Genomic DNA, 21,093 nt, shown 5'->3' with positions numbered 1-21,093 from the left:
GACTGGGGCAAAGCTACCGTGCGGTGCGAGCCCGAGTGTGACGTACCGTCGGTCCCAAGGCCCGGAAACAGTAAGCATTCACCCGGCAGGACGCCATAGTCGGCACAGGGGAGACGCGGAGGAGACGGAACATGCGGGACACCGGTCGGAGCCGCGTACGCGCCGCCGTCGCCACCGTGACGGCGGTGCTGCTCGCCGCCCCCCTGGTCGCCTGTGACGCGACCGGCGGCAACTCCCCCGCCCCCAAGGGCGCCCCGGCCGCCGACCCGACACCGAAGCCCACCCCCGCCTGGAACAGCAGGCCCGGCTCCGTCGCCGCGGTCGGCGACTCCATCACCCGCGGCTTCGACGCGTGCACCGTCCTGTCCGACTGCCCCGAGGTGTCCTGGTCGACCGGCACCGATCCGGAGGTGCGCAGCCTCGCCGTGCGGCTGCTCGGGAAGGACCGGGCGGCCGAGCGCAGTTGGAACTACGCGGAGACGGGCGCCCGCATGGCCGCCCTGCCCGAGCAGATGGAGCGCGCCGCCGCCAAGTCGCCCGAACTGGTGACGGTCATGGTGGGCGCCAATGACGCCTGCCGGGGCGCGTTGCGCGCGATGACGCCGGTCGCCGAGTTCCGCCGTGACTTCGAGGACGCGCTGCGGACGTTGCGCGGCAAGGCGCCGAAGGCGCAGGTGTACGTCGCCAGCGTGCCGGATCTCAAGCGGCTGTGGTCCGAGGGCCGGGGCAACGCCATGGGCAAGCAGGTGTGGAAGCTGGGCATCTGCCCCACGATGCTGGGCGACCCGGACGACATGGGTGGCGAGGCGGTCGAGCGCCGGTCGACGGTGCAGGACCGGGTGGTCGCGTACAACAAGGTTCTTGAAGAGGTGTGCGCGAAGGACCAGCACTGCCGGTACGACGACGGGGCGGTCTTCGACTACCGCTTCGGCACGGACCAGTTGAGCCACTGGGACTGGTTCCACCCGAGCAAGGACGGCCAGTCCCGCCTTGCCGAGCTGGCGTTCCGCGCGGTGACGGCGGAAGAAGAGCGGTAATGGCTCGGGCCCCGGGGCATCCGTCAGGAAGCGCCCCGGGGCTCGTGCCGGCTTGAGGGGGCGGTCAGACCGTGAGCGTCGCCTTCAGGCGGACGTCGGTGAGCGAGTGGGACGCCTGGACCTCGTACGAACCGGAGACGAAAGTCCAGGAGTTGATGGCCTCGTCCCAGATCTCGAAGGCGCGGTGCGGCAGTTCGACGCGCACCTCGACGCTCTCCCCGGGCGCGGCCTCGACGCTCGCGAAGCCGGCCAGGCGGCGGGCCGGGCGCTCCACCCGGTCTTCCTCGGGGACGGCGAGATAGATCTGGACGACCTCGCGGCCGGTGCGCGTACCGGAGTTGGTGACGCGGACCGTGGCAGTGCCGGGCGTCGCCTCCAGGGAGTCGTACGTCCAGTCGGTGTAGCCGAGGCCGTGGCCGAAGGGGTACGCGGGGGTGGCGCCGGACTTCTCCCAGGCGCGGTAGCCGATGAACAGGCCTTCGGTGTATGGGACTTCACCGTCGACCGGGGTGACCTCGGTGACCGGGGCGTCGGCGAGCGCGCCCCAGGTGGTGGGCAGCCGGCCGCCCGGCTCCTCGGCACCCAGCAGGACGTCGGCGAGTGCCGCGCCGCCCTCCTGGCCGGGGAACCAGCTGAGCAGCACGGCCGCGACGTCCTCGCGCCAGGGCAGCTCGACCGGGGAGCCGGCGTTGACGACGACCACGGTGTTCGGGTTGGCGGCGGCGACGGCGCGTACGAGATCGTCCTGGCGGCCGGGGAGCCTGAGGTCGGTGCGGTCGAATCCCTCGGACTCGACGCGCTCGGTGGTGGCGACCACGACGACCGCCGTGTCGGCGGCGCCTGCGGCGAGGGCCGCCTCGACGATCAGTTCGTCGGCGTCGCGCCGGGGCTCGCGGTGGGCGAAGGTGAAGCCGATGGCCTCGATGGGCGCGTTCGGCATCTTGGCGAGCTCGTGGAAGAGGCTGACCTCGATCTGCGTGCCCTCTTCGAGGGCGACCCGGGCGATCTCGACGGGCGTGCCGAAGAACGCCTCGAACGGGTCGGCGCCGGGGGCGAGGACGCGCTTGTCGTCGGAGAGTTCCTGTCCGTCGACCGCGAACCGGAAGCGGCCGAAGCCGCGGGTGCCGAAGGCGTGCTCGCCGGTGACGCGTGGCGTGAAGGTGCCGGTCAGCTCGACGCTGTGCACATCGGCGAAGACGACGCCCTCGGGCAGGTCGGTGTTGAACCACTGGACCTGGCCGCTGGGCGCGCTGAGCGTGCCGAGCTCGGTGCCGGACTCGTCGCGGACGACGGCCCGGAGGGTGAACCCCTGGTCGGCGGCGGTGAGTTCGTCGGTCGGGTCGGCGCCGAGCGCGTACGTGAGCGAGCCGTCCGGGAGCGCGGCGGTCAGGCCGTCCAGCGGGGAGACGACCCGCTCGGGGAAGACCGTGGCGGAGCCGCCGCCGAGCACGCGGGCGTCGCGGGCGGCGGCGCCGATGAGGGCGACGGTTCCGGTCGGGGCGAGCGGCAGGGTCCGGTCCTCATTGCGCACGAGGACGAAGGCGCGCCGCGCGATCTCCCGGGCCACCTCCTGGCCGTCGTACGTCTCGGGCAGCTCGGTCACGACGGGCTCGGCGCCTTCGAGGATGCCGACGCGGGCGGCGAGCCTGAGGACGTTGCGTACCGCCTCGTCGACGACGGACTCCTCGACCTCCCCGGCGCGCACGGCGGCGGCGAGCGCCGGGCCGTACACGGTGCGCGGTCCCGGCATCGCGACGTCGAGGCCGGCCTCGACGGTGCCCTTGGTGGAGCGGGCCGCGAACCAGTCGGAGACGTTGCAGCCGTCGAAGCCCCATTCGCCGCGCAGGACTTCATTGACCAGGTAGCGGTGCTCGCTCATGGTCACGCCGTTGACCTGGTTGTAGGCGGTCATGATGCCCCAGGGGTGGGCGTTCTTGACGATCGCCTCGAAGGGGGCGAGGTAGAGCTCGCGCAGGGGGCGCGGGGCGATGAGGTTGTTGACGGTGAAGCGGTCGGTCTCCGCGTCGTTGCCGACGAAGTGCTTGACCGTCGTGCCGACGCCGCCGTCCTGAACGCCCTGGACGTAGCCGGTGCCGATCTCGCCGGTCAGGTACGGGTCCTCGGAGTAGCACTCGAAGTGCCGGCCGCCGCGTGGGGTGCGGTGCAGGTTCACGGTCGGCGCGAGCAGCACGTGCACGCCCTTGCGGCGGGCCTCCTGCGCAAGCACCCGGCCCGCGCGGCGGGCGAGCGCCGGGTCCCAGGTGGCGGCGAGCGCGGTCGGCGAGGGCAGGGCTATGGACGGGTCGTCGGCGGTCCAGCGCACGCCACGCACGCCGATCGGGCCGTCGGACCAGACGACGGACTGCAGCCCGATCTCGGGGAGTTCGGGCAGGGTCCACATGTCCTGGCCGGCGAGCAGTTTCGCCTTGGCGTCGAGGTCCAGCTTGCCGAGTGCGGCTGTGACGACCGCCTCGCGTGCCTGGTCTGCCTGGGCCTGTGCGGGGCGTGCGGTGTCCGCCATGACCGGGTCCCTCCTCGTTGAAGTCCGTTCCGTTCTCCCATCATGCCTCGACTACCTGTAGAGTGGTAGGTTTCGTTATCCTGTCGTTACTGATGGATGCCGTACGGTCCTCTCAGCAGGGCCGGTACAGGGCCTGTGCAGGGCCGATCAGGAAAGGGCGGGGTTCGAGATGGCAGCCAGGGCGAGGAGTGAGGAGCGGCGCGCGGAGATCGTGCGGTCCGCCCTCGAAGTCATCGCCGAGCGCGGCTACCGGGGGGCGTCCCTGGCGGCCGTGGCCGAGCGGGTCGGCCTCACCCAGCAGGGGCTGCTGCACCACTTCCCCACCAAGGAGGCGCTGCTCGTCGCCGTCCTGGAGGAGCGCGACCAGTGGGACGCGACGCCGAGCCGCGAGTGGCGACTGGACCTGCTCGGCTCGCTGGTCGAGTACAACGCGATGCGGCCCGGCATCGTCCAGACCTTCTCGGCGCTGCTCGGCGAGAGCGTCACCGACGAGCATCCCGCGCGTGACTTCTTCACCCGGCGGTACGCGACCGTGCGCGGGGAGATGGCCCGGATGCTGCGGGCCGAGTTCGGCGACCGGCTGCCGTCCGGGCTCACCCCCGAGCAGTCCGCGCCGCTCCTTGTCGCGGTCCTCGACGGGCTGCAGTACCAGTGGCTGCTTGATCCGGAGGCGGTCGACATGGCCGAGGCGTTCCGGGGGTTCCTGCTGCTGCTCCAAGGACCGTCCTCCGACTAGGAGTTGACGGCTTAGGAGGTGAGCGCGGCCACCACCTCGACCTCGATCAGGGCCTCGGGCCGGAAGAGCCGGGGCACCTCGACGGTGGTGCTGGTGGGCGGGGTCCCGGTGAGGAACTGCCTGCGTACGGCGGCGTATTCGGGGAGCCGGGTGATGTCCGTGAGGTACGTACGGATGTTGACGATGTCGTCGAGGGTCGCGCCATGGGCCTTGAGCAGGGCGGCGATGGTGACGAAGATGCCGTGGCTCTGGGCGGCGAGGTCCTCGCCCTCGGCTATCTGGCCGGAGAGCTGGAGGAGGGTGCCGCCGCCCGGGAGCTGGATGCGGGCGACCTGGGAGTAGGGGCCCAGCGGCTGCGGGGCTTCGGACGGGTTGTCCAGGGTGAACTGCATGACGGGTCCTTGTGGTTGAGGGCGCTTGAGCCGAGTGAAGGGGGCGCTATCGGTTGGCGCGGATGCGGGCGGTGAGGGCCGCGATGTCCTCGTGGGCGATGTCCGGATGGGCCTTCAGGTGTGCCAACACCGCCTCCATCGCCGGGAGTCGGGTGACCTCGGTGGCCAGCGCCACGTCCTTCACGCCGAGCGCGACGTCGAAGTGCACGTCCGTCGCGAAGGCGCGGGACACGGCGCCGCCCAGCGGGCTCTTGGTGAGGGCCGCCTTCGCGGTGGCCTCGTCGACGCCCAGCGCGTCCGCGAGCGCCATGGCCTCGGCGACCAGGGCGACCCCGCCCATCACGGCGGTGTTGACGACGAGCTTGAGCGCGGCGCCGGAGCCGGGCGGGCCGGTGCGGGTCACGGTGCCGAGCGCGGAGAGCAGGCCCTCCACGGCGTCCGCGTCGCCGCCCGCGAGGATGCCGAGCTGCCCGGCGGCGGCCTTGTCGGTGCTGCCCATCACGGGGGCGTCGACGAGGGTGACGCCCTGCGGGAGGCGGTCGCCCAGCGCCTTGACGGCGTCGGGGCCGACGGTCGACATCTCGATCCAGTACGTTCCCGGGCCCAGCTCCGGGATGACCTGGTCGGCGACCGCGCTCAGGGCCTCCGGTCCGGCCAGCATCGTGAGGACGACGTCGGCCCCGCGGACGGCCTCGGCGGGGCCGGCGGCCTGGCGGGCGCCGGCGGCGACGAGGGGTTCGGCCTTGGCGGGCGTGCGGTTCCACACCGTCAACGGGTGTCCGGCGGCGAGGAGTTGACGGGCCATGGGGGCGCCCATGTGGCCGAGTCCGAGGAAGGCGATCTGCTTGGGGGCGATCTTCTGCATGCCTCAGACGCTAGGACTGCCGACATGATGCCACAAGCGAATGTCTAGCATGGCTCCCATGCCGAACCCGCATGGCGCATCCTCGTCACCCCTGCCCGAGGTCTCCACATCCTGGCTCGCCGTGTTCCTGGAGGTGGCCCGGCAGGGGTCGTTCACGGCGGCCGCGGTGTCGCTGGGCTATACGCAGTCGGCGATCTCCCGCCAGATCGCGGCGCTGGAGGCGGAGCTGGGCGGTGCGACCCTCTTCGACCGGCTTCCCCGCGGCGTACAACTCACCGAGCCCGGCCGCGTGTTGCTGCCGCACGCCGAGGCCCTGACGGAGCGGTTGCGCGGTGTGCGACGGGAGCTGGACGCGCTGCGGGAGGTGTCGGGCGGGCGGCTGCGGGTCGGGGCGTTCCCGACGGCGGACGCGGCGCTGCTGCCGCGGGCGATCGCGGCGTTCCGGGCCCGCTATCCGGGGGTCGAGCTGACGCGCGAAGAGGGGCTCACGGCAGGGCAGTTGGCGCGGCTCGATGCCGGGGAGCTGGATCTGGCGGTGGTGTCGACGACGGGTGGGGATGCGCTGGCCTCGTACGAACTCCACCATCTTCTCGACGAGTCGATGTACGTCGCCCTGCCCGCCGACCATCGGCTGGCGGGCCGGCGCCGGGTGCGGCTCGCCGAGTTGGCCGACGAGGACTGGATCTCGGGCAGCCCCCGGATGGAGCGGAGCCTGCTCGGGCCTGCCGTGCGGGACGGGTTCCACCCCCGGGTCGCGCATGTGGCGGCCGAGTGGATCGCCAAGCAGGGGTATGTGGCGGCGGGGCTGGGGGTGGCCCTGATCCCGGCGCTCGCTGCGGAGTCCGTACGGCCGGACATCGCGCTCGTCGCGGTGCACGAGGCGGACGCTCCGGCACGCGCGGTGTACGCGGCGACGCTCCGGGGGCGGTCGCTCTCACCTGCGGCGGGGGCGTTTCTGGGGGCGTTGCGGGAGGCCGTGGGCGGGCTGGGCGGGGCCTCGGGGTGATCCCGTCGAGCAGAACCGATTCGTCATGCTACCGGCGATGCTACCGTTGTCGCATGAGTGGAACCACGCGGAAATACTCGATCAGCATGCCGGAGGACCTCGCGGAAACGGTGCGGGCGCGCACTGGCCCCGGCGGCTTCTCCGCCTTCGTCACGGCTGCCGTCGCCCGCGAGATGGAGCGCCAGCAGCTGCGTGAGCTCATCGACGCAGCAGAGGCCGAGCACGGATCGTCCGACCGCGCAGAGGTGGACGCCTACCGTGCGGTGCTGCGCGGCGACGACGTCCGCGACGACAACGCGGCCGCGGCATGACGGCGGGCGGCACCCTGATCCTGGACAGCGAGGGGTTGTCCAAGGTCGTCCTGCGCAATCCCAAGCTCACGGCTTGGTTGGTTGCCGCCGAAGAAGAGGACGCCCGGGTCGTCACCTCGGCTGCGACGCTTGTCGAGGCACGTGACCCCCATGTCAATCAGGCCAAATTCGACTGGGCCGTCTCCCGCATCCACGTGGAGCCGGTCACGGAGGAGATTGCCCGACAAGCATCGAAACTGCTGGCCGCTGCGAAGCTGCACGGACACAAGTACGCGATCGACGCCATACTGTCGGCACTGGCCCTCAGCTCCCCGGCCCCTGTCACCGTGCTGACCTCCGACCCCGATGACATCACCACCCTCTGCGGAAACCGCGTACGCACCATCAAGGTCTGACACCCCGGCCTCACCCGGCCCACCCATAGCGCCCGCCCCACCCGCCCCGCGATACTTCCGATACCCACACACTCAGGCGACGGAAGGACCCGGGGCTCCCGTGACAGCAATGCGCGTACGTCTGACGGCAGTTGGACTCTCCCTGGCGGCAGCGGCCGCGGCGACGGTGGCCGCCGCGCCCACCCCGGCCGGCAGCAGCACCGCCCCGCCCACCGTCGAGGAGCAGCGCCTCGACCGGGCCGTGCCGCAGGAGATCCTGCGGCTCAGCGGGTTCGACTCCGTGGCGCCGGCGTTCGTACGGGCGTTGGAGCAGGCCTCGTCGTACGCCGAGGCCGAGCGCATTGCCGTACGCCATGGGTCGAAGCTGTGGAAGCGGGCCGTGGCGCGGGCGCAGGGGCGGGGTCCCGGGGACGGGCTGAGCCGGGACGACGATCGGCCGCTGTACTGGGCGCGGCTCGGGATGACGCGTGAACTACGGGGCTGGAGCCCGGAGTTCGGGCTGTCGGAGCAGGGCCGGGCGCGGCTGCTCGGGGCGCTGGAGCGGGCCTCTCGCGGGCAGGACAGCCTCGACTATCCGAAGGGGCGGGGCTTCAAGCGGGTCCTGGTCACCGGGTTCGACCCGTTCACCCTCGACCGGGACGTCCGGATCAGCAATCCGTCGGGGGCGACGGCGCTGGCACTGGACGGCACCTGGATCCGTACGTCCGACGGCGGGCGCGCCCGCGTCGAGACCGCCGTCTTCCCCGTGCGCTGGCAGGACTTCGCGGACGGCACGGTCGAGCGGGCGCTGCGGCCCGCCCTTGCGAAGGTCGACCTGTTCACCACGGTGAGCCAGGGCCGCCCCGGCCGCTTCGACATCGAGCGCACCAACGGGGCGTGGCGGGGCGGCTTCCCGGACAACGACAACCTCTCCCGTACGGAGACCATCCCGGTCGGCGATCCGGGCTCACAGCCGCAGTGGACGTCGACGACCCTCCCGTACAAGGAGATCGTCGAGGCGAAGACCGGGCGCTTCCCGGTGTACGACAACACGTCGGTGACCGAGATCCCGGCGGGCGGCACCGAACCGGTCGTCCGCCCCGACGGGCCCACGCCGGGGTCGACGGCCCGTGCGGGCGGCGGCGGCAACTACCTGTCGAATGAGATCGCGTACCGCGCGACGCTGCTGCGGGACCGGCTCGGGCTGCACATCCCGGGCGGCCATGTGCACACGCCGGTGCTGGAGTTCGGGGCCGGGAACACCGATCCGGCGACCGGGAAGGTCACGGACCCGGAGTTCGTGCGCAATCGGGTCGACATCGTCGAGCAGGTACGGGCGATCGTGGGCGTGGCGGCTTCAGGTTCCGCAGGTTCTTCAGGTTCTTCAGGCTGAGGAAGCCGCGGGGCCTCAGCGGGCGGCGAGTACGCGGTCGAGCGTCGCCCGGCCTGCGGGCCCCCAGGTCTTCTTGCCGCCGGGACGGCCCTCCTCCCCCGCCCGGCCGATGGCCACGAGGCCCAGGCCCCGCTGGACCGCCCAGCCACGAGCCCTCCTCATCGTCGCCTCGTCCACAGTCCCGTACGCCTGGAAGAAGCGTGCGGCCGCGCCCTCGGGCAGGAGGACCCAGGCGGCGGAGAGGTCCGTGGCCGGGTCACCGGCGCACAGCTCGCCGAAGTCGAGGACTCCGGACAGGGTCCCGTCGGCGACGACGACGTTGGCCGGGTGCAGGTCGCCGTGCAGCCAGACGGGCGGGCCCGACCAGTCCGGGGCGGCCACGGCGTCGTCCCAGACGGCGCGCAACTCCGGGTCGAAGCGGGAGGCGTCGACGCCGAGCGCCCTCAGGGGCACGCCTCGCTGCGGGTTGACCGGCGCTTCGGCCGGGGCTTCCCGGTGGAGCGCGCGCAGGAAGCCTGCGAGGGTGCCGGCCGCGCGCTCGCCCTCGCTCACGGGCGCGCGGTCGGCCGGGGTGCCCGGGACCCAGGTCGCGATGGTCCACGGCTTGGGGAAGCGGGCGGAGGGTTCACCGAGGCGCAAGGGGATCGGAACGGGGAGCGGCAGCCGCCGGGCCAGCTGCGGCAGCCAGCGGTGTTCCTTGCGCAGCAGCTCGGGGGCGCGGTCCGTGCGCGGCAGGCGTACGGCCAAGTCGTCGCCCAGGCGCCAGAGTTGGTTGTCCCAGCCGGTGACCGTGTGGTGCAGGTCGAGGGTGGCGAGGTCGGGGTGCTGGTCCCGCAGGAGGGAGCGCACCAGAACCTCGCCGATCTCCGCGTCGCCCATGGCCGGGACCTCTCTGTCGACTCTGTCGGGGGTCAAGGGCCGATGCTAGTGGGGAGAAAGGGGCAGTCGGAGGCCCGATATGCCCCATTATGGCTGCCTCTTTCCCCTCACTTGGCCCTCACTTGGCCCCGCCCTCAGTGCGACGGCGCGAAGGCCAGGCTGATGCCCAGGCCCGCCAGGACCGAGCCGATCACCCGGTTCAGGACCTTCTGGGCCCGCAGCATCGCCTGGCGCAGGCGGGCCTGGGAGAAGAAGAGGGCCACCACTCCGAACCACGCCATGTGCGCGAACGACATGAACAGGCCGTACCCCGCCTGCCGCAGCAACGACGTGTCCGGGCCCACGACTTGAGTGAAGGTCGAGACGACGAAGAGGGTCGTCTTCGGGTTGAGGACGTTGGTGAGGAAGCCCGTGCGCAGCGCGGCCAGCGGAGAGAGCTCCGCCTTGCGGTCGAGGTCGACCTCCAGGTCGCCGCGTGAGCGGAACGTCTTGATGCCGATGTAGACCAGGTACGCCGCCCCGATCAACTTGATCGCCGTGAAGAGCGCGGTCGATGAGGCGATCAGGAGGCCGACGCCCAGCATCGTGTAGGTGACGTGGACCAGGACGCCGGTCGCGACACCCAGCGCGGCGAGCAGGCCGGTCGCACGGCCGTACAGATAGCTGTTGCGGATGACCATGGCGAAGTCCGCGCCGGGGCTGATGACGGCGAGGACGGTGATGACGGCGACTGCGATCACTTCTGGCATGCACAGATCGTGACCCGCGAGCAGTCAGGGCTCAACGGCCTTCCGGATACTGGGACGCAGGGGGCGTGTTGGGCCATCCCTGCGGCTGGCCCTGCGGCCACTGGCCCTGACGTCCCTGCCCCTGCCCCTGCGGGCCCGTCTCGTCCTCGTCCCCGTCGGCCGGCTGTCCCTCCCCCCGAAGGTCCCGCACCATCAGCGTCGCCCCCGCCACCGCCCCCGGCATCAGGAACACCGCCACGAAGGGGATCAGGAAGCACACGGCCAGCGGCACCCCGAAGCCCCAGATCAGCATCCGGCGCGAACGCATCAGGGCGAGCTGCTCGCGGACTTCGACCCGGCGGCGCTGCAGCGCGACCGACGTCAGCTCCTGGGTGAGGAAGAAGCCGGTCACGCAGAACCCGATCGCCGGGACGACCGTCTGGCCGAGGACCGGGATGAAGCCGAGCGCGAAGAGCAGGACCGCCCAGGCCAGGGCGCGGACCAGGATGCGCAGGCTGTCCCGGCCGGAGATCCACAGCTCGCGCCAGAGCGGCAGGCCCGACTCGGGGGCCGTGCCGTCCGGCGACTCGGACTTGTCGACCTGCTCGGACAGCGACTCGTAGAAGGGCTGGCCGATCAGGAGCGTCACCGCCGTGAAGGTGATCACCGCGAGCAGCAGGCCGAGCGCGAAGATCAGGGCGACCAGGAAGCCCCGGAACAGGCCCAGCCAGGGCGAGCTCCAGTCGTCCGCGAAAGGCGTGGCCCAGGCGGCGAAGTCGTCGGCGCCCAGACTCAGGCCGTACAGCGCGGCGACGTACAGAACGAGGGTGATCAGCCCGGGCAGCAGGCCGAAGCCGAACCAGCGGCCGTGGGTCGCCACCCACCGCTGGCCCTTGAGGAGATAGCCGAAGCCTGTTGCAAGATCGCGCATGGTCCTCAGCCTATCGGCGCCCACCGACAGCGGGGCCGCCGGTCGGCCCCTGGTACGCGTGTGTAACCAAGACACCCTTGTTGTGGGCGAGTTGACACGGTAGACCCTCTCCTATTGATCTCCGGGAGGTATCCATCCGTGCGTGTACGACCTGTGGGCATACCAAGACCCATCCTCATCGCCACCGCGTCGACGCTGAGTGCCCTGTTGCTCGCGTCGGCGTCCCCTGCGACCGCCGAGCCCAAGCAGGACCCGAAGCCGGACCCCGGCCCCACCCGCGAGCACGACGCGGCGGACGCGGGCCGTGCGGCCAAGTCCCCGGCCGAAGCTGCCGCCCGCGCGCTCAAGGGACAGATACCCGACCTCGCGAAGCACACCGGCGGCTACCCCCGCGAGCAGGTCCTCACCCCCGAGCCGGCCAACCCCGCCGACAAGTCGATCAAGTTGGGCCTGACCCCGTACCACTCCATAGCCCCGAAGCTGAACTCCCTGCAGAAGCTGGGCGACCGGGTGAGCGTGGAGATAGCCGGGCGGTCCGCGAACGGCCATCAGCTGTACCTGGTCACGGTGACCGCGCCCGAGTCGGCGGGCGAGGCCCGGCGTCAGGAACGTATGCGGGAACGCATCGAGAACTCCCCCGCCGCGGCCGCCAAGGACAAGGCGATCAAGCGGGACTACAAGACGCCCGTCCTCATCAACAACAACATCCACGGCAATGAGTGGGAGGGCACGGACGCGGCCCTGAAGCTCATCGAGGAGCTGGCGAAGGCCAAGGACGAGAAGTCCGAGGACCTGCTCGACCACAACCGGCTCTACTTCAACGTCACCGCCAATCCCGACGGCCGCATCGCGGGCACCCGCGCCAACGGCAACGGCTTCGACCTCAACCGGGACATGGTCACCGCCTCGCAGCCGGAGGACCGGGCGATCCGGCAGATCGCCATCGACAAGCAGCCGGCCGTGATGATCGACCTCCATGGGTACGTCAACGGCACGCTGATCGAGCCGACCACTCCCCCGCACGGCGAGAACTACGAGTACGACCTCTTCCTGAAGAACGCGTACGCCAACGCCCTTGGCATGGAGGCCGCGGTCAACGGTCTCGGCTACACCAAGGAGAAGGACGGCGTCGAGCCCGCCGTCATCCCCTTCCGCGACCAGGAGGAGGGCTGGGACGACTGGCCGCCGGTGTTCACACCGCAGTTCATGCCGTTCCAGGGCGCGGTCGCCGCGCACACCATCGAGTTCCCGATGACGGTGAACAACGAGGAGTACGACGAGCTGCCGGTCCCCGAGCTGCGGCGGCGGTCCGCCATCAACGTGGACATCGCGGGTGCCGTGATGCGGGCGACGCTCAAGTACACGGACGAACACCGGAGTTCGGTGCTCGCCGACCAGATCGAGACGTTCCGGCGCGGGGTCGCGGGTGCGGAGCAGGTGCCGATCTCGGAGGAGACCGTGCCGGGCGTTCCGGGCATCGGCCCGGAGGACGTCTACACGACCAAGTTCCCGCGCGCGTACGTCATTCCGGCCGGCCACGCTCAAAGGTCGGCGACGGCTGCCGCGCGGCTCGTGGACCATCTGCTCGCCAATGACGTCAAGGTGGAGCGGGCGACCCGGGACTTCCGGCTCGGGGGCCGTTCGTACGCCAAGGGCTCGTACGTCGTCGATCTGCACCAGTCCAAGCGGGGCATGGCCAATGTGCTGCTCGCGGACGGGCGGGACATCAGCGACAAGGTGTCGGTGATGTACGACATCTCGGGCTGGAGCCTGGGCCGCCTGTGGGGCGCGACCGTCACGCCGGTCCAGGGCGGCAAGCTGGACGTCCCGCGCCGTCCGGTGCACGACGCCACGGCGGCCGGATATGTCGCGCCGCGCGGCGATCTGCGGCTCCGGCTTGAGGACCCGCAGGAGGTCGCGGCCCTCAACTCGCTTCTGGCAGACGGGATTTCGGTACGTCGAGCGGCGGACGGCAGCGCGATCGTCCCGTCGTCCGCCCGTCGCCGGGCGGCACGGCTCGCGGTGAAGTACGACGTCGCCTTCGATGCGACGAAGGTCAAGGGCGTGGCCCCGCTGCACCGTACGCGGGTCGCCGCGGCCGTGGAGCCGGGCGAGCTCTTCGCCCTGCGCGAGATGGGCTTCACGGTGACGCCCGTCTCGACCGAGGCGCTGAACGACGGCTTCGACTGGGCGAAGACGGATGCCCTGTTCGTCTCGTCGGGGCTCGACCACGCGAAGCTGAACGCCGCCGCCAAGAAGGCGCTCAAGGCGTTCCTGACCGGCGGGGGCCGGGTCGTGGCGCGCGGTGAGACGGGTGCCGCGTTCAACGCGGACGCGGGGCTGCTCGCGGCGAAGGCCGTCGCGGGTCACGGCGATGCGAACGGCGTGGTGAAGGTCGTGAACGCGGGCGGGCGGGTCACGGGCGGCGCTCCGGCGCACAGCTTCGTCTACTCGCCGGTGTGGTTCACCGACCTCGGACCGGGTGTCCGGGTCGACCAGTCGTACGCCACCGGGGACTTGCTCGTGTCCGGGCACTGGCGGGCGCTTGAGGACGGCTCGGGCGGGCCGGCTGCCGCGGCCGGCAAGGCGTCGGTGGTCAGTGGCAAGGCGGGCGCTGCGCGGGTCACCCTGTTCGGCACCGAGCCGCTGTTCCGGGACCACCCCAAGGGGGTCTTCCCGCAGGTGGGTCGGGCACTGCTCGGTTAGTCGTACGCGAACGTCCAGTCGTACGCGAGCGTCCTGACGTACGTACCAGTCGTACGCGGGCGTCCTGACGTACGTACACGAAGAGGGCCGCACCCCAAGCCGGGGTGCGGCCCTCCCGCGTACAAGCGCGAAGCCCTACGAGCGCAGAGGCTTAGGCGACAGCGAGGGAAACCTCGATGTTGCCGCGGGTCGCCTTGGAGTACGGGCAGACCTGGTGGGCCTTCTCGATGAGCTCCTGGGCCTTGGCGGCGTCCACGGTCGGGATGGAGGCCTTGATGGCGACGATGATGCCGAAGCCCTCGTCGTTCTGGCCGATGCCGACCTCGGCGGTCACGGTGGAGCCCGTGATGTCGACCTTCTCGTTCCGGGCGACGACGCCGAGGGCGCCCTGGAAGCAGGCGCTGTAACCGGCGGCGAAGAGCTCCTCCGGGTTGGTGCCCGCGCCGTTGCCACCCATCGCCTTCGGCGGGTTCACGACGACGTCGAGGTTGCCGCTGGTGCCGGTGACCTTGCCGTCACGGCCGTTCTCGGCGGTGGCAACGGCGGTGTACTTGACGTCGGACTGCTGAATAGCCATGGAAAAACATCCTCCGGTTGGTGCTCCGCCGGGCTCGCGCCCACGACCCGGCGGTGCGGTCTGCAGTCGACCCTACTTGGTCGGGCTGACGATCATCTTCCCGGTGTTCTCACCCCGGAGGAGGCCGAGGAAGGCGTCCACGCCGTTCTCGATGCCCTCGACGAACGTCTCGTTGTACTTGAGCTCGCCGCTCGCGATCCAGGACGCGACGTCCTGGACGAACTGGGGCTGAAGGGCGCCGTGGTCCTGCACCATCAGGCCCTGCAGGCGCAGCCGCTTGCCGATGATCATGGCCATGTTGCGCGGGCCGGGGGTCGGCTCGGTGTCGTTGTAGCCGGCGATCATGCCGCAGATGGTGATGCGGCCGTGCAGGTTGAGGCGGCTGATCGCGGCCTCCAGGTGGTCGCCGCCGACGTTGTCGAAGTAGACGTCGATGCCCTCGGGGGCGGCCTCCTTCAGCTGCTCGGCGACGGGGCCGTTCTTGTAGTTGAAGGCCGCGTCGAAGCCGTACTCCTCCACCAGGAGCTTGACCTTCTCGTCGGAGCCCGCCGAGCCGATGACCCGCGAGGCGCCCTTCAGACGGGCGATCTGGCCGACCTGGCTGCCGACCGCGCCGGCCGCGCCGGACACGAAGACGGCGTCGCCCTCCTTGAAGGAGGCGACCTCGAGCAGGCCCGCGTAGGCGGTCAGGCCCGGCATGCCGAGGACGCCGAGGTAGGCGGAGAGGGGCGCGAGGTTCGCGTCCACCTTCTTGGCGTGCTTGGCCGGTACGTCCGCGTAGTCGCGCCAGCCGAGGCCGTGCAGCACGTGGTCGCCGACCGCGAAGCCCTCGGCGTTCGAGGCGATGACCTCGCCGACCGCGCCGCCGTCCATGGGCTGGTCGAGCTGGAAGGGCGCGATGTACGACTTCACGTCGTTCATGCGGCCGCGCATGTACGGGTCCACCGAGAAGTGCAGGTTCTTGACCAGGATGCGGCCCTCGGCGGGCTCGGTGACCGGGGTCTCACGCAGCGCGAAGTCGGTCGGCTCGGGCCAGCCGTGCGGGCGGGCGACGAGGTGCCAGGCGCGGGAGGTGGCGGGGAGTGCGGACATGAGGGTGCGGCCTCCGAGGTCTTCGCGATCTTCGCGGATGGGATGCTCCAGCTGATTTAGTTCAGCATGTGAAACAACCCTGCGCCTGATATTTCATGTTGTCAAGTAAATGGGTACGCTGGTGAGCATGGCCACCGATCGAGCACCGCGCACCGACCCTCTGACCCTTGAGGTCGTCGAGCTGATCGGCACCGTCGTGGCGCGCTACCACGAGGAGTACGAGCAGGTCGCGGGCAAGCACGCGCTGACCGGCGCGCAGGCGCGGCTGCTCGGGCTGCTCTCGCTGGAGCCGCTGCCGATGCGGCGGATCGCCCAGACGTTGAAGTGCGAGCCGTCGAACGTGACGGGCATCGTGGACCGCCTGGAGGCGCGCGGCCTGGTCGAGCGGCGGCCGGACCCGGCGGACCGCCGGGTGAAGCTGGCCGCGCCGACCGAGGAGGGCGTGCGGACCGCACGGGAGCTCAGGGACGAGTTGGGCTTCGCCCGGGAACCGCTTGCCGAGCTTTCGAGGGACGACCGGGTGGCACTCCGGGATCTGCTGCAGCGAATGCTGGGCCAGAAACCGTGAGCCGAGCCAGGCGCTAGGTGCACCACCACAAGAACCGGTCGCACGTCTCCGAAGGCGTGGGGCTCGGAGTGGGCGTCGGCTTGGGTGCGGGTGGGGTGGTGTTCGGTGTCGTCGGGCGCTGGGAGGTGGCCGGGGCGGTGGGTGAAGTGCCGCCGTCGGGGCTCTCCTTGGGGCCCTTGGACTCCTTGGCGTCGGGGTCGTCCGCGTCGTCGGACTCCTTGGCGCTCGCGCTCGACGCGGATGCGCCGGGCGCGGCGGACGAGACCTGGTCCGGGCCCGAGGACTTCTTTCCGTCGCCCGGTTCCGCCTCCTCGCCCGACGATTCCCCGTCGTCCACGGGCACGTCCGACACGGAGGAGCCCGCCTGGTCGTCGCCCGGCGACTCGCTCGCCAGCTCCGCCAGGCTCAGGCCGCCCGCCGCGAGCACGAGGCCCGCGCCGACCAGCAACATCCGGCGGCGCCTGCGCCGGTGCACAGCGGCCCGTCGGGAGCGGCGCTCGCCCCGGCCGCGGCGGGGCTCGCGGGTCTCCTCGGCGTACGTCTCCTCGGGGTCCGCCGCCTCCTCGACCGCGGCGATCTCCTCGGCGTACCGACGGCAGGCCTCGGCGGGGGTGCCGCAGCCGGGGCAGGCGAAGGCGCCGTTGAGGTGGCGGCGGCAGGGGTGGCAGTAGTCCATGACGTGGGGAGATTAAGCGGGCCACCGGTCACGGATCGAGACGACCTTGTGAAAGTTGTGTGCCGGTGGGGCGGGCCGGTATGCGTATCCGGATATGACCACCCAGGAATGTCCCGTTCCGCCCGGCCACGGACGACCGCGGACGACCGCGGACGACCGCTCAGCCTCCCACGGCGCCTCGCAGCCGCTGAGCCCTCAGGACGAGTTCCAGCTCGAACCGCCGGTCCGGATCATCGACCTCGTCGCCCCACAGCTCCCGGATCTGCCGGAGGCGATACCGCACCGTCTGCGGATGCACCCCGAGCCGGGCCGCCACCTCCGGCGCCCCGCCCCGTGTCTCCAGCCAGGCGAGCAGCGTCTCGGCGAGGCGGCGCCCGTGTGCGGGACCGCAGTGGGTGAGCGGGGCCAGACAGCGGCGGGCCAAGTCGTCGATCAGTTCCTCGGGTTGGAGCAGGACCAGGGCCTCCGTGTGCTCCGTACAGAAAAGGACCTCGCCGGACGGCAGCAGGCCGCGCTCCATCAGGCGCACCGCGGCATCCGCCCAGCGCAGCGACTTGGCCGCGTCCGCGAGGGGCACGGGCGGGCCGATGGCGCCCGACCAGCCGGCCATGGCGCGGCGCAGGAGTTCGGGGCGGCCCGCGGCGTCCGGGTCGGGGACGACCATGCGGGGCTGTTCCGTCTCCATGTCCAGGAGCACCCCCTGGCCGACCGCGGGGGCGACCGCCTCCCGGGCGGGCCGCAGGAGCACGCCCACGGCGACCGTCTCGGGCAGCGACCAGCCGATCCGGGCACCGCGCTCCGCGAGGGCCTTGGCCGGATCGGTGCGGTGCTCGGCGAGCAGGAGTTCCATCAACTTCCGCTGCAGTCGCAGGCGTTCACCGGCCTGCCGGGCGGCGGCCTCCGCGTAGCCGCGTACGGACTGGTCCACGAGGCCGTCCAGATACTCGAAGCCCAGCTCGGCGAGCTCGTACATGGCGGGCGGCGGGAAGTCGACCTGCTGGCCGAGTTCGGTGAGCCGGCGCCAGGCGAGGCGGACGCCGAGCCGGTAGATGGACTGCAGGTCGTCGAGGGTGCGGCCGTGCAGGCCCTCGCCGCGGCCGAACTCCTGGAAGACCTCCGGGTAGTAGCGCGGCCGGTCCTCGGCCAGGGCCAGCTGGTGGACGAAGCCTTCGAGGGCGCGCCGGATCCCGATGAGGGCCATGGGCTCGCCCGAGTCGTCGAGGACCAGCGGCAGCCCCGGGTACTCGCGGCGGATCTCCCGCAGGATGTCGTTGGCGAGGTGCGGCACCTCCTCCAGGGCGAGCGCGGCGAACTGCTTGACCTGCAGGCGTGGCACTTCGCGCCAGGCGGAGCCCGGCGACAGCGGGGAGCGGCTCGGCGCCGCCCGGCCGGCGGCCTCGGACAGCAGCGGACGGACCGCGTCCGAGGAGGGCTTGGGCGAGGGCGTGGGGGGATGGCGGGCCGGCATCGTGGTCAACGGTTCTGCCGCGCCGTCTCGTAGGTCACGAGCGGCGTGTTGGGCTGGTCGGGCGTCTTGTTGAGCAGTGCCACGATGCCGAAGCCGGCGCCGACGGCGAGTGCGGCGGCGAAGGCCGCGGTCAGGATGGCGGCGAGCAGTCTGTGCATGACGGGGTAGGCCTCTCTGATCTGAATCTCGTACGAAACGATCCGAGGTCGCCCACACCCAGGCAGTTACCGGCCCCATCCGGCAATTGCCCAGTGTCGACTGTGCGTTGACAGTGCGTCAAGGGTGCGCCTACGGTTCCGGGCCCATACACGCACGCGCACTTCCCTCCGCCGCGCTTCTCGACGCCCCATGCGCCGCAACGAGCCGCCTAGACCCTCCTGGAGAGCCCGGATGCGCAGAACCGCAAGCCCCTTGTCGCTGGTCATCCTCGGCCTGGGCGTTTTCCTGCTCGTCCTGTCGCCGATGCTCGCGTGGTACGTCGAACCCCACGCGAAGCGCACCCCGATCGACGTCGACCAGACGACCGTCTTCAAGGGCAAGGGTGCCTATTTCGACAGGTTCAAGGCCGAGTCCGTGCCGTACGCGAATCTCACCGTCACCCGCCAGGTGCGCGGCGATGTCGCCGACAGCGAGGACAGCGGGCGGGCGGTGTGGGACGTGGTCACCTCGGTCGACCCGGACGACTCGCTGCCCGCGGCCGATCCGAACGACTCGCTGCAGTTCACCCAGGAGCGCTGGGTCACCGACCGCAAGACCAACAAGCCGGTGCACTGCTGCGAGGAGGAGCCCTACATCGAGGGTGAGGCCTACCTGAAGTTCCCCTTCGACGTGCAGAAACGCTCCTACACCTGGTGGGACAACACCCTGGGCGCGACCGTCCCGCTGAAGTACCGCGGAACGAAGGAGATCCAGGGCTACAAGGGCCTGTGGTTCACCGCCACGGTCAAGGCCACCAAGACCGGAACCCGGCAGGTTCCAGGGCGACTTGTGGGGTCCAAGGCGGCTCAAGTCATCGCTGAGGAGTGGTACAAGAACTACGGCGTCGAACTGGTCGCCGACCAGCGCACCGGCCGCATCATCTACGCGCAGATCGGGCCGCGGAAGACGCTGCGGGCGCCGGGGTCGAAGCGGGACGCCGTGGTGCTCCTGGACAGCAAGAAGATCGCGTTCACCGAGAAGACCCAGAAGGCGCAGGTCGAGCTGGCGGACGCCGATTCGAGCAAGCTCAAGACGGTCGGCGAGACGCTGCCGATCGGGACGGCGGGGCTCGGTCTGGTCCTTTCGGCGGCAGGGGTGTTTCTCGTCGTACGGGGCCGGGAGAGGCCAACCACGCAGCAGTCCAGCACGATGTGATGAGGCGTCAGCTAGAAGTGACCCCAAAATTGTCACTTCCGTGAGTAGCCGCATCGAACAGTGCGGCGAAAACTATCCACCCCCACCGAATGAGCACAGCCGTGCACAGTCGATCCACACATGGGCACGGCGGCACCTCACAACTGAATACACGCACCACACCCTCAGCACCCGCACCACCCGCCTAACACCCAGGCACGGCCCCCCGGTCACCCCCCACTTTCGTCACCGCACCCCGAGACGAGTTGGAGCACGGATGCCCCAGCACGTACCTCCCTCGCTGCGCGCCATGGAACCTCAGGAGGCCCTGCATCATGCACAGACCGGCGCGGTCCCCCCACACCCGCGCCGCATCGTCTTCCTCTCCCGCCGCGACCTCGGCAACCCGGCCGCCGGCGGTTCCGAACTCCTCGTCGACCAGCTGGCCGACGGGCTGACCAAGCGCGGCCACCAGGTCACGCTGTTGTGCGGCGGCCCGGCCGCGTACCGCGACTACCGCGTGGTCTCGGCGGGCGGCGACCTCGGCCACTACCTCAAGGCCCGCTCGGCGTTCTCCCGCCAGGTCGGCGACTGCGATCTCCTCGTCGAGGTCTGTAACGGCATGCCGTACCTGGCACCGCTGTGGCACAGCGGGCCCACGCTGTGCCTCGTCAACCACGTCCACACCGACCTCTGGGGGATGCGCTATCCGGGCCCTGCCGCCCGGCTTGGCAGAAGACTGGAGCACTGGTCGCTCTCGGGCGCCCAGCGCGGCAATCTCCTGGTCGCCGTCTCCCCCTCCACGGCAAGCGCCCTGCAGGCGATCGGGGTCCCGCCCGAGCGGATCCGGGTCGTGCACAACGGAGTCGACGAGCCGGGCCCCCTGGAGCCGCGCTCCGAGGAGCCCTTGTTCCTCGCGATGGGGCGGCTCGTCGAGTACAAGCGCATCGATCTGCTGCTCAGGCTCTGGGAGCGGGTACGTCCGGTCACCGGTGGCCGTCTCGTGATCATCGGGGATGGCCCGGAGTTGGGCCGGCTGCAGCAAATGGCGGGCCCCGGCGTCGAGTTCGCCGGGCATGTCTCCGAGGCCGAGAAGCACCGGCTGCTCTGTGCGGCGTGGCTGCTGCTGCACCCCTCCGCCGTCGAGGGGTGGGGCCTGGTCGTCACGGAGGCGGCCACCCGTGGGACGCCCGCGATCGGCTTCGACGTACCGGGACTTCGCGACTCCATCGAGGACGGGGTCACGGGCATGCTCGCGCGCGGGGAGTCCTCGTTCGCGGCGGCCTGGTGCACGTTGGCGCTGTCCGCCGAGCGCCGGAGAGGCATGGGCAAGGCCGCTGCCAGCCGGGCCGCCGACTATCGCTGGTCCAACACGGTCCGCCAGTTCCAGGCGGTCGCCGCCGAAGCAGTGGCAGAACACAGGGAGCGCGGGTGAAGCACGGGTGATACGTCAGGCCGGCTTCAGGGATCCCTCCCTGAAGCGTTCGGTGACGCTGTTCCG

At 71.1% G+C, this 21,093-nt stretch carries 21 protein-coding genes; 10 read left to right on the top strand and 11 right to left on the bottom strand.

Going from position 1 to position 21,093, the window contains the following annotated elements; genetic code table 11:
* The first annotated feature begins 131 nt into the window (after nt 1-131).
* Complete coding sequence (locus tag OG430_RS32745) at nt 132-1,037, top strand: SGNH/GDSL hydrolase family protein (protein WP_327356242.1); 906 nt, start codon at nt 132-134, stop codon at nt 1,035-1,037.
* Nucleotides 1,038-1,101: 64 nt separating this feature from the next.
* Here OG430_RS32745 and OG430_RS32740 read toward each other — a convergent pair whose 3' ends face one another.
* Entirely contained in the window at nt 1,102-3,558 is a 2,457-nt protein-coding gene (locus OG430_RS32740; RefSeq protein WP_327356241.1) for a beta-glucosidase family protein, read from the bottom strand.
* A 169-nt stretch (nt 3,559-3,727) separates the two neighbouring features.
* On the opposite strand from OG430_RS32740, the gene OG430_RS32735 reads away from it, so the two are divergent.
* Nucleotides 3,728-4,294, top strand: a complete 567-nt coding sequence (locus tag OG430_RS32735; protein WP_327356240.1) for a TetR/AcrR family transcriptional regulator — start codon at nt 3,728-3,730, stop codon at nt 4,292-4,294.
* 11 nt (nt 4,295-4,305) lie between these two features.
* On the opposite strand, the gene OG430_RS32730 is transcribed toward OG430_RS32735, so the two are convergent.
* Both OG430_RS32730 and OG430_RS32725 read right to left on the bottom strand, forming a co-directional pair.
* A complete protein-coding gene (locus tag OG430_RS32730; protein ID WP_327356239.1) occupies nt 4,306-4,686 on the bottom strand; it encodes a RidA family protein in 381 nt (126 codons plus the stop codon).
* Nucleotides 4,687-4,732: 46 nt separating this feature from the next.
* Complete coding sequence (locus OG430_RS32725) at nt 4,733-5,551, bottom strand: NAD(P)-dependent oxidoreductase (RefSeq protein WP_327356238.1); 819 nt, start codon at nt 5,549-5,551, stop codon at nt 4,733-4,735.
* Between the two features lie 49 nt (nt 5,552-5,600).
* Between OG430_RS32725 and OG430_RS32720 the strand changes: the two genes are divergently transcribed.
* The 4 genes from OG430_RS32720 (at nt 5,601) to OG430_RS32705 (ending at nt 8,635) form a co-directional block, all read left to right on the top strand.
* Nucleotides 5,601-6,557 carry a LysR family transcriptional regulator gene (locus tag OG430_RS32720; RefSeq protein ID WP_327356237.1) on the top strand — a complete coding sequence of 319 codons (957 nt, stop codon included), beginning with the start codon at nt 5,601-5,603 and terminating at the stop codon, nt 6,555-6,557.
* 53 nt (nt 6,558-6,610) lie between these two features.
* Nucleotides 6,611-6,868 (top strand): CopG family transcriptional regulator, encoded by a 258-nt coding sequence (locus OG430_RS32715; protein WP_327356236.1) that lies wholly within the window; start codon nt 6,611-6,613, stop codon nt 6,866-6,868.
* On the top strand, nt 6,865-7,263 hold the full coding sequence (locus tag OG430_RS32710; RefSeq protein WP_327356235.1) for a DNA-binding protein: 399 nt from the start codon (nt 6,865-6,867) through the stop codon (nt 7,261-7,263). The genes OG430_RS32715 and OG430_RS32710 overlap by 4 nt, the downstream gene beginning before the upstream one ends.
* A 109-nt stretch (nt 7,264-7,372) precedes the next feature.
* Nucleotides 7,373-8,635, top strand: coding sequence for a pyroglutamyl peptidase (locus tag OG430_RS32705; protein WP_442816746.1), 1,263 nt, complete (start codon nt 7,373-7,375; stop codon nt 8,633-8,635).
* Nucleotides 8,636-8,650: 15 nt separating this feature from the next.
* Here the strand turns inward: OG430_RS32705 and OG430_RS32700 are convergent, their stop codons facing one another.
* The 3 genes from OG430_RS32700 to OG430_RS32690 form a co-directional block, all read right to left on the bottom strand.
* Complete coding sequence (locus OG430_RS32700) at nt 8,651-9,514, bottom strand: aminoglycoside phosphotransferase family protein (RefSeq protein WP_327359325.1); 864 nt, start codon at nt 9,512-9,514, stop codon at nt 8,651-8,653.
* A 134-nt stretch (nt 9,515-9,648) separates the two neighbouring features.
* Entirely contained in the window at nt 9,649-10,263 is a 615-nt protein-coding gene (locus tag OG430_RS32695; RefSeq protein ID WP_327356233.1) for a LysE family translocator, read from the bottom strand.
* A 31-nt stretch (nt 10,264-10,294) separates the two neighbouring features.
* Entirely contained in the window at nt 10,295-11,173 is an 879-nt protein-coding gene (locus tag OG430_RS32690; RefSeq protein WP_327356232.1) for an EI24 domain-containing protein, read from the bottom strand.
* A gap of 153 nt (nt 11,174-11,326) precedes the next feature.
* Between OG430_RS32690 and OG430_RS32685 the strand changes: the two genes are divergently transcribed.
* Nucleotides 11,327-13,879 (top strand): M14 family zinc carboxypeptidase, encoded by a 2,553-nt coding sequence (locus tag OG430_RS32685; RefSeq protein ID WP_327359324.1) that lies wholly within the window; start codon nt 11,327-11,329, stop codon nt 13,877-13,879.
* A gap of 151 nt (nt 13,880-14,030) precedes the next feature.
* Here OG430_RS32685 and OG430_RS32680 read toward each other — a convergent pair whose 3' ends face one another.
* Both OG430_RS32680 and OG430_RS32675 read right to left on the bottom strand, forming a co-directional pair.
* Nucleotides 14,031-14,456 carry an organic hydroperoxide resistance protein gene (locus OG430_RS32680; RefSeq protein WP_327356231.1) on the bottom strand — a complete coding sequence of 142 codons (426 nt, stop codon included), beginning with the start codon at nt 14,454-14,456 and terminating at the stop codon, nt 14,031-14,033.
* Between the two features lie 72 nt (nt 14,457-14,528).
* Nucleotides 14,529-15,548, bottom strand: coding sequence for an NADP-dependent oxidoreductase (locus tag OG430_RS32675; RefSeq protein WP_327356230.1), 1,020 nt, complete (start codon nt 15,546-15,548; stop codon nt 14,529-14,531).
* A 127-nt stretch (nt 15,549-15,675) separates the two neighbouring features.
* Here OG430_RS32675 and OG430_RS32670 point away from each other — a divergent pair, with 127 nt between their 5' ends.
* Nucleotides 15,676-16,116, top strand: coding sequence for a MarR family winged helix-turn-helix transcriptional regulator (locus tag OG430_RS32670; protein WP_327356229.1), 441 nt, complete (start codon nt 15,676-15,678; stop codon nt 16,114-16,116).
* Nucleotides 16,117-16,129: 13 nt separating this feature from the next.
* On the opposite strand, the gene OG430_RS32665 is transcribed toward OG430_RS32670, so the two are convergent.
* The 3 genes from OG430_RS32665 to OG430_RS32655 form a co-directional block, all read right to left on the bottom strand.
* On the bottom strand, nt 16,130-16,792 hold the full coding sequence (locus OG430_RS32665) for an SCO2400 family protein (RefSeq protein ID WP_327356228.1): 663 nt from the start codon (nt 16,790-16,792) through the stop codon (nt 16,130-16,132).
* A gap of 160 nt (nt 16,793-16,952) precedes the next feature.
* On the bottom strand, nt 16,953-18,260 hold the full coding sequence (locus OG430_RS32660; RefSeq protein ID WP_327359323.1) for a PucR family transcriptional regulator: 1,308 nt from the start codon (nt 18,258-18,260) through the stop codon (nt 16,953-16,955).
* 5 nt (nt 18,261-18,265) lie between these two features.
* Nucleotides 18,266-18,418: a hypothetical protein gene (locus OG430_RS32655; protein ID WP_327356227.1), complete on the bottom strand. Its 153-nt coding sequence runs from the start codon at nt 18,416-18,418 to the stop codon at nt 18,266-18,268.
* 232 nt (nt 18,419-18,650) lie between these two features.
* Here OG430_RS32655 and OG430_RS32650 point away from each other — a divergent pair, with 232 nt between their 5' ends.
* Nucleotides 18,651-19,613 carry a DUF3068 domain-containing protein gene (locus tag OG430_RS32650; RefSeq protein ID WP_327356226.1) on the top strand — a complete coding sequence of 321 codons (963 nt, stop codon included), beginning with the start codon at nt 18,651-18,653 and terminating at the stop codon, nt 19,611-19,613.
* Between the two features lie 256 nt (nt 19,614-19,869).
* The gene (locus OG430_RS32645) at nt 19,870-21,027 is read left to right on the top strand and encodes a glycosyltransferase family 4 protein (RefSeq protein WP_327356225.1); all 1,158 of its coding nucleotides are present in this window, start codon (nt 19,870-19,872) and stop codon (nt 21,025-21,027) included.
* Nucleotides 21,028-21,093 lie beyond the last annotated feature (66 nt).

Source organism: Streptomyces sp. NBC_01304 (genome assembly GCF_035975855.1).
GTDB lineage: Bacteria > Actinomycetota > Actinomycetes > Streptomycetales > Streptomycetaceae > Streptomyces.
Note: the sequence above shows the minus strand (reverse complement) of the source record. Positions and strands in the feature narration are given on the sequence as shown.

Excerpts from the sequence above, each read along its gene's own strand:
- OG430_RS32720 (WP_327356237.1), top strand. The coding sequence starts at position 5,601 with ATGGCTCCCATGCCGAACCCGCATGGCGCATCCTCGTCACCCCTGCCC.
- OG430_RS32660 (WP_327359323.1), bottom strand. The coding sequence starts at position 18,260 with ATGCCGGCCCGCCATCCCCCCACGCCCTCGCCCAAGCCCTCCTCGGAC.
- OG430_RS32740 (WP_327356241.1), bottom strand. The coding sequence starts at position 3,558 with ATGGCGGACACCGCACGCCCCGCACAGGCCCAGGCAGACCAGGCACGC.
- OG430_RS32690 (WP_327356232.1), bottom strand. The coding sequence starts at position 11,173 with ATGCGCGATCTTGCAACAGGCTTCGGCTATCTCCTCAAGGGCCAGCGG.
- OG430_RS32730 (WP_327356239.1), bottom strand. The coding sequence starts at position 4,686 with ATGCAGTTCACCCTGGACAACCCGTCCGAAGCCCCGCAGCCGCTGGGC.
- OG430_RS32670 (WP_327356229.1), top strand. The coding sequence starts at position 15,676 with ATGGCCACCGATCGAGCACCGCGCACCGACCCTCTGACCCTTGAGGTC.
- OG430_RS32715 (WP_327356236.1), top strand. The coding sequence starts at position 6,611 with ATGAGTGGAACCACGCGGAAATACTCGATCAGCATGCCGGAGGACCTC.
- OG430_RS32680 (WP_327356231.1), bottom strand. The coding sequence starts at position 14,456 with ATGGCTATTCAGCAGTCCGACGTCAAGTACACCGCCGTTGCCACCGCC.
- OG430_RS32665 (WP_327356228.1), bottom strand. The coding sequence starts at position 16,792 with ATGGACTACTGCCACCCCTGCCGCCGCCACCTCAACGGCGCCTTCGCC.
- OG430_RS32675 (WP_327356230.1), bottom strand. The coding sequence starts at position 15,548 with ATGTCCGCACTCCCCGCCACCTCCCGCGCCTGGCACCTCGTCGCCCGC.
- OG430_RS32745 (WP_327356242.1), top strand. The coding sequence starts at position 132 with ATGCGGGACACCGGTCGGAGCCGCGTACGCGCCGCCGTCGCCACCGTG.
- OG430_RS32705 (WP_442816746.1), top strand. The coding sequence starts at position 7,373 with ATGCGCGTACGTCTGACGGCAGTTGGACTCTCCCTGGCGGCAGCGGCC.
- OG430_RS32710 (WP_327356235.1), top strand. The coding sequence starts at position 6,865 with ATGACGGCGGGCGGCACCCTGATCCTGGACAGCGAGGGGTTGTCCAAG.
- OG430_RS32695 (WP_327356233.1), bottom strand. The coding sequence starts at position 10,263 with ATGCCAGAAGTGATCGCAGTCGCCGTCATCACCGTCCTCGCCGTCATC.
- OG430_RS32725 (WP_327356238.1), bottom strand. The coding sequence starts at position 5,551 with ATGCAGAAGATCGCCCCCAAGCAGATCGCCTTCCTCGGACTCGGCCAC.
- OG430_RS32645 (WP_327356225.1), top strand. The coding sequence starts at position 19,870 with ATGCCCCAGCACGTACCTCCCTCGCTGCGCGCCATGGAACCTCAGGAG.
- OG430_RS32735 (WP_327356240.1), top strand. The coding sequence starts at position 3,728 with ATGGCAGCCAGGGCGAGGAGTGAGGAGCGGCGCGCGGAGATCGTGCGG.
- OG430_RS32655 (WP_327356227.1), bottom strand. The coding sequence starts at position 18,418 with ATGCACAGACTGCTCGCCGCCATCCTGACCGCGGCCTTCGCCGCCGCA.
- OG430_RS32650 (WP_327356226.1), top strand. The coding sequence starts at position 18,651 with ATGCGCAGAACCGCAAGCCCCTTGTCGCTGGTCATCCTCGGCCTGGGC.
- OG430_RS32700 (WP_327359325.1), bottom strand. The coding sequence starts at position 9,514 with ATGGGCGACGCGGAGATCGGCGAGGTTCTGGTGCGCTCCCTCCTGCGG.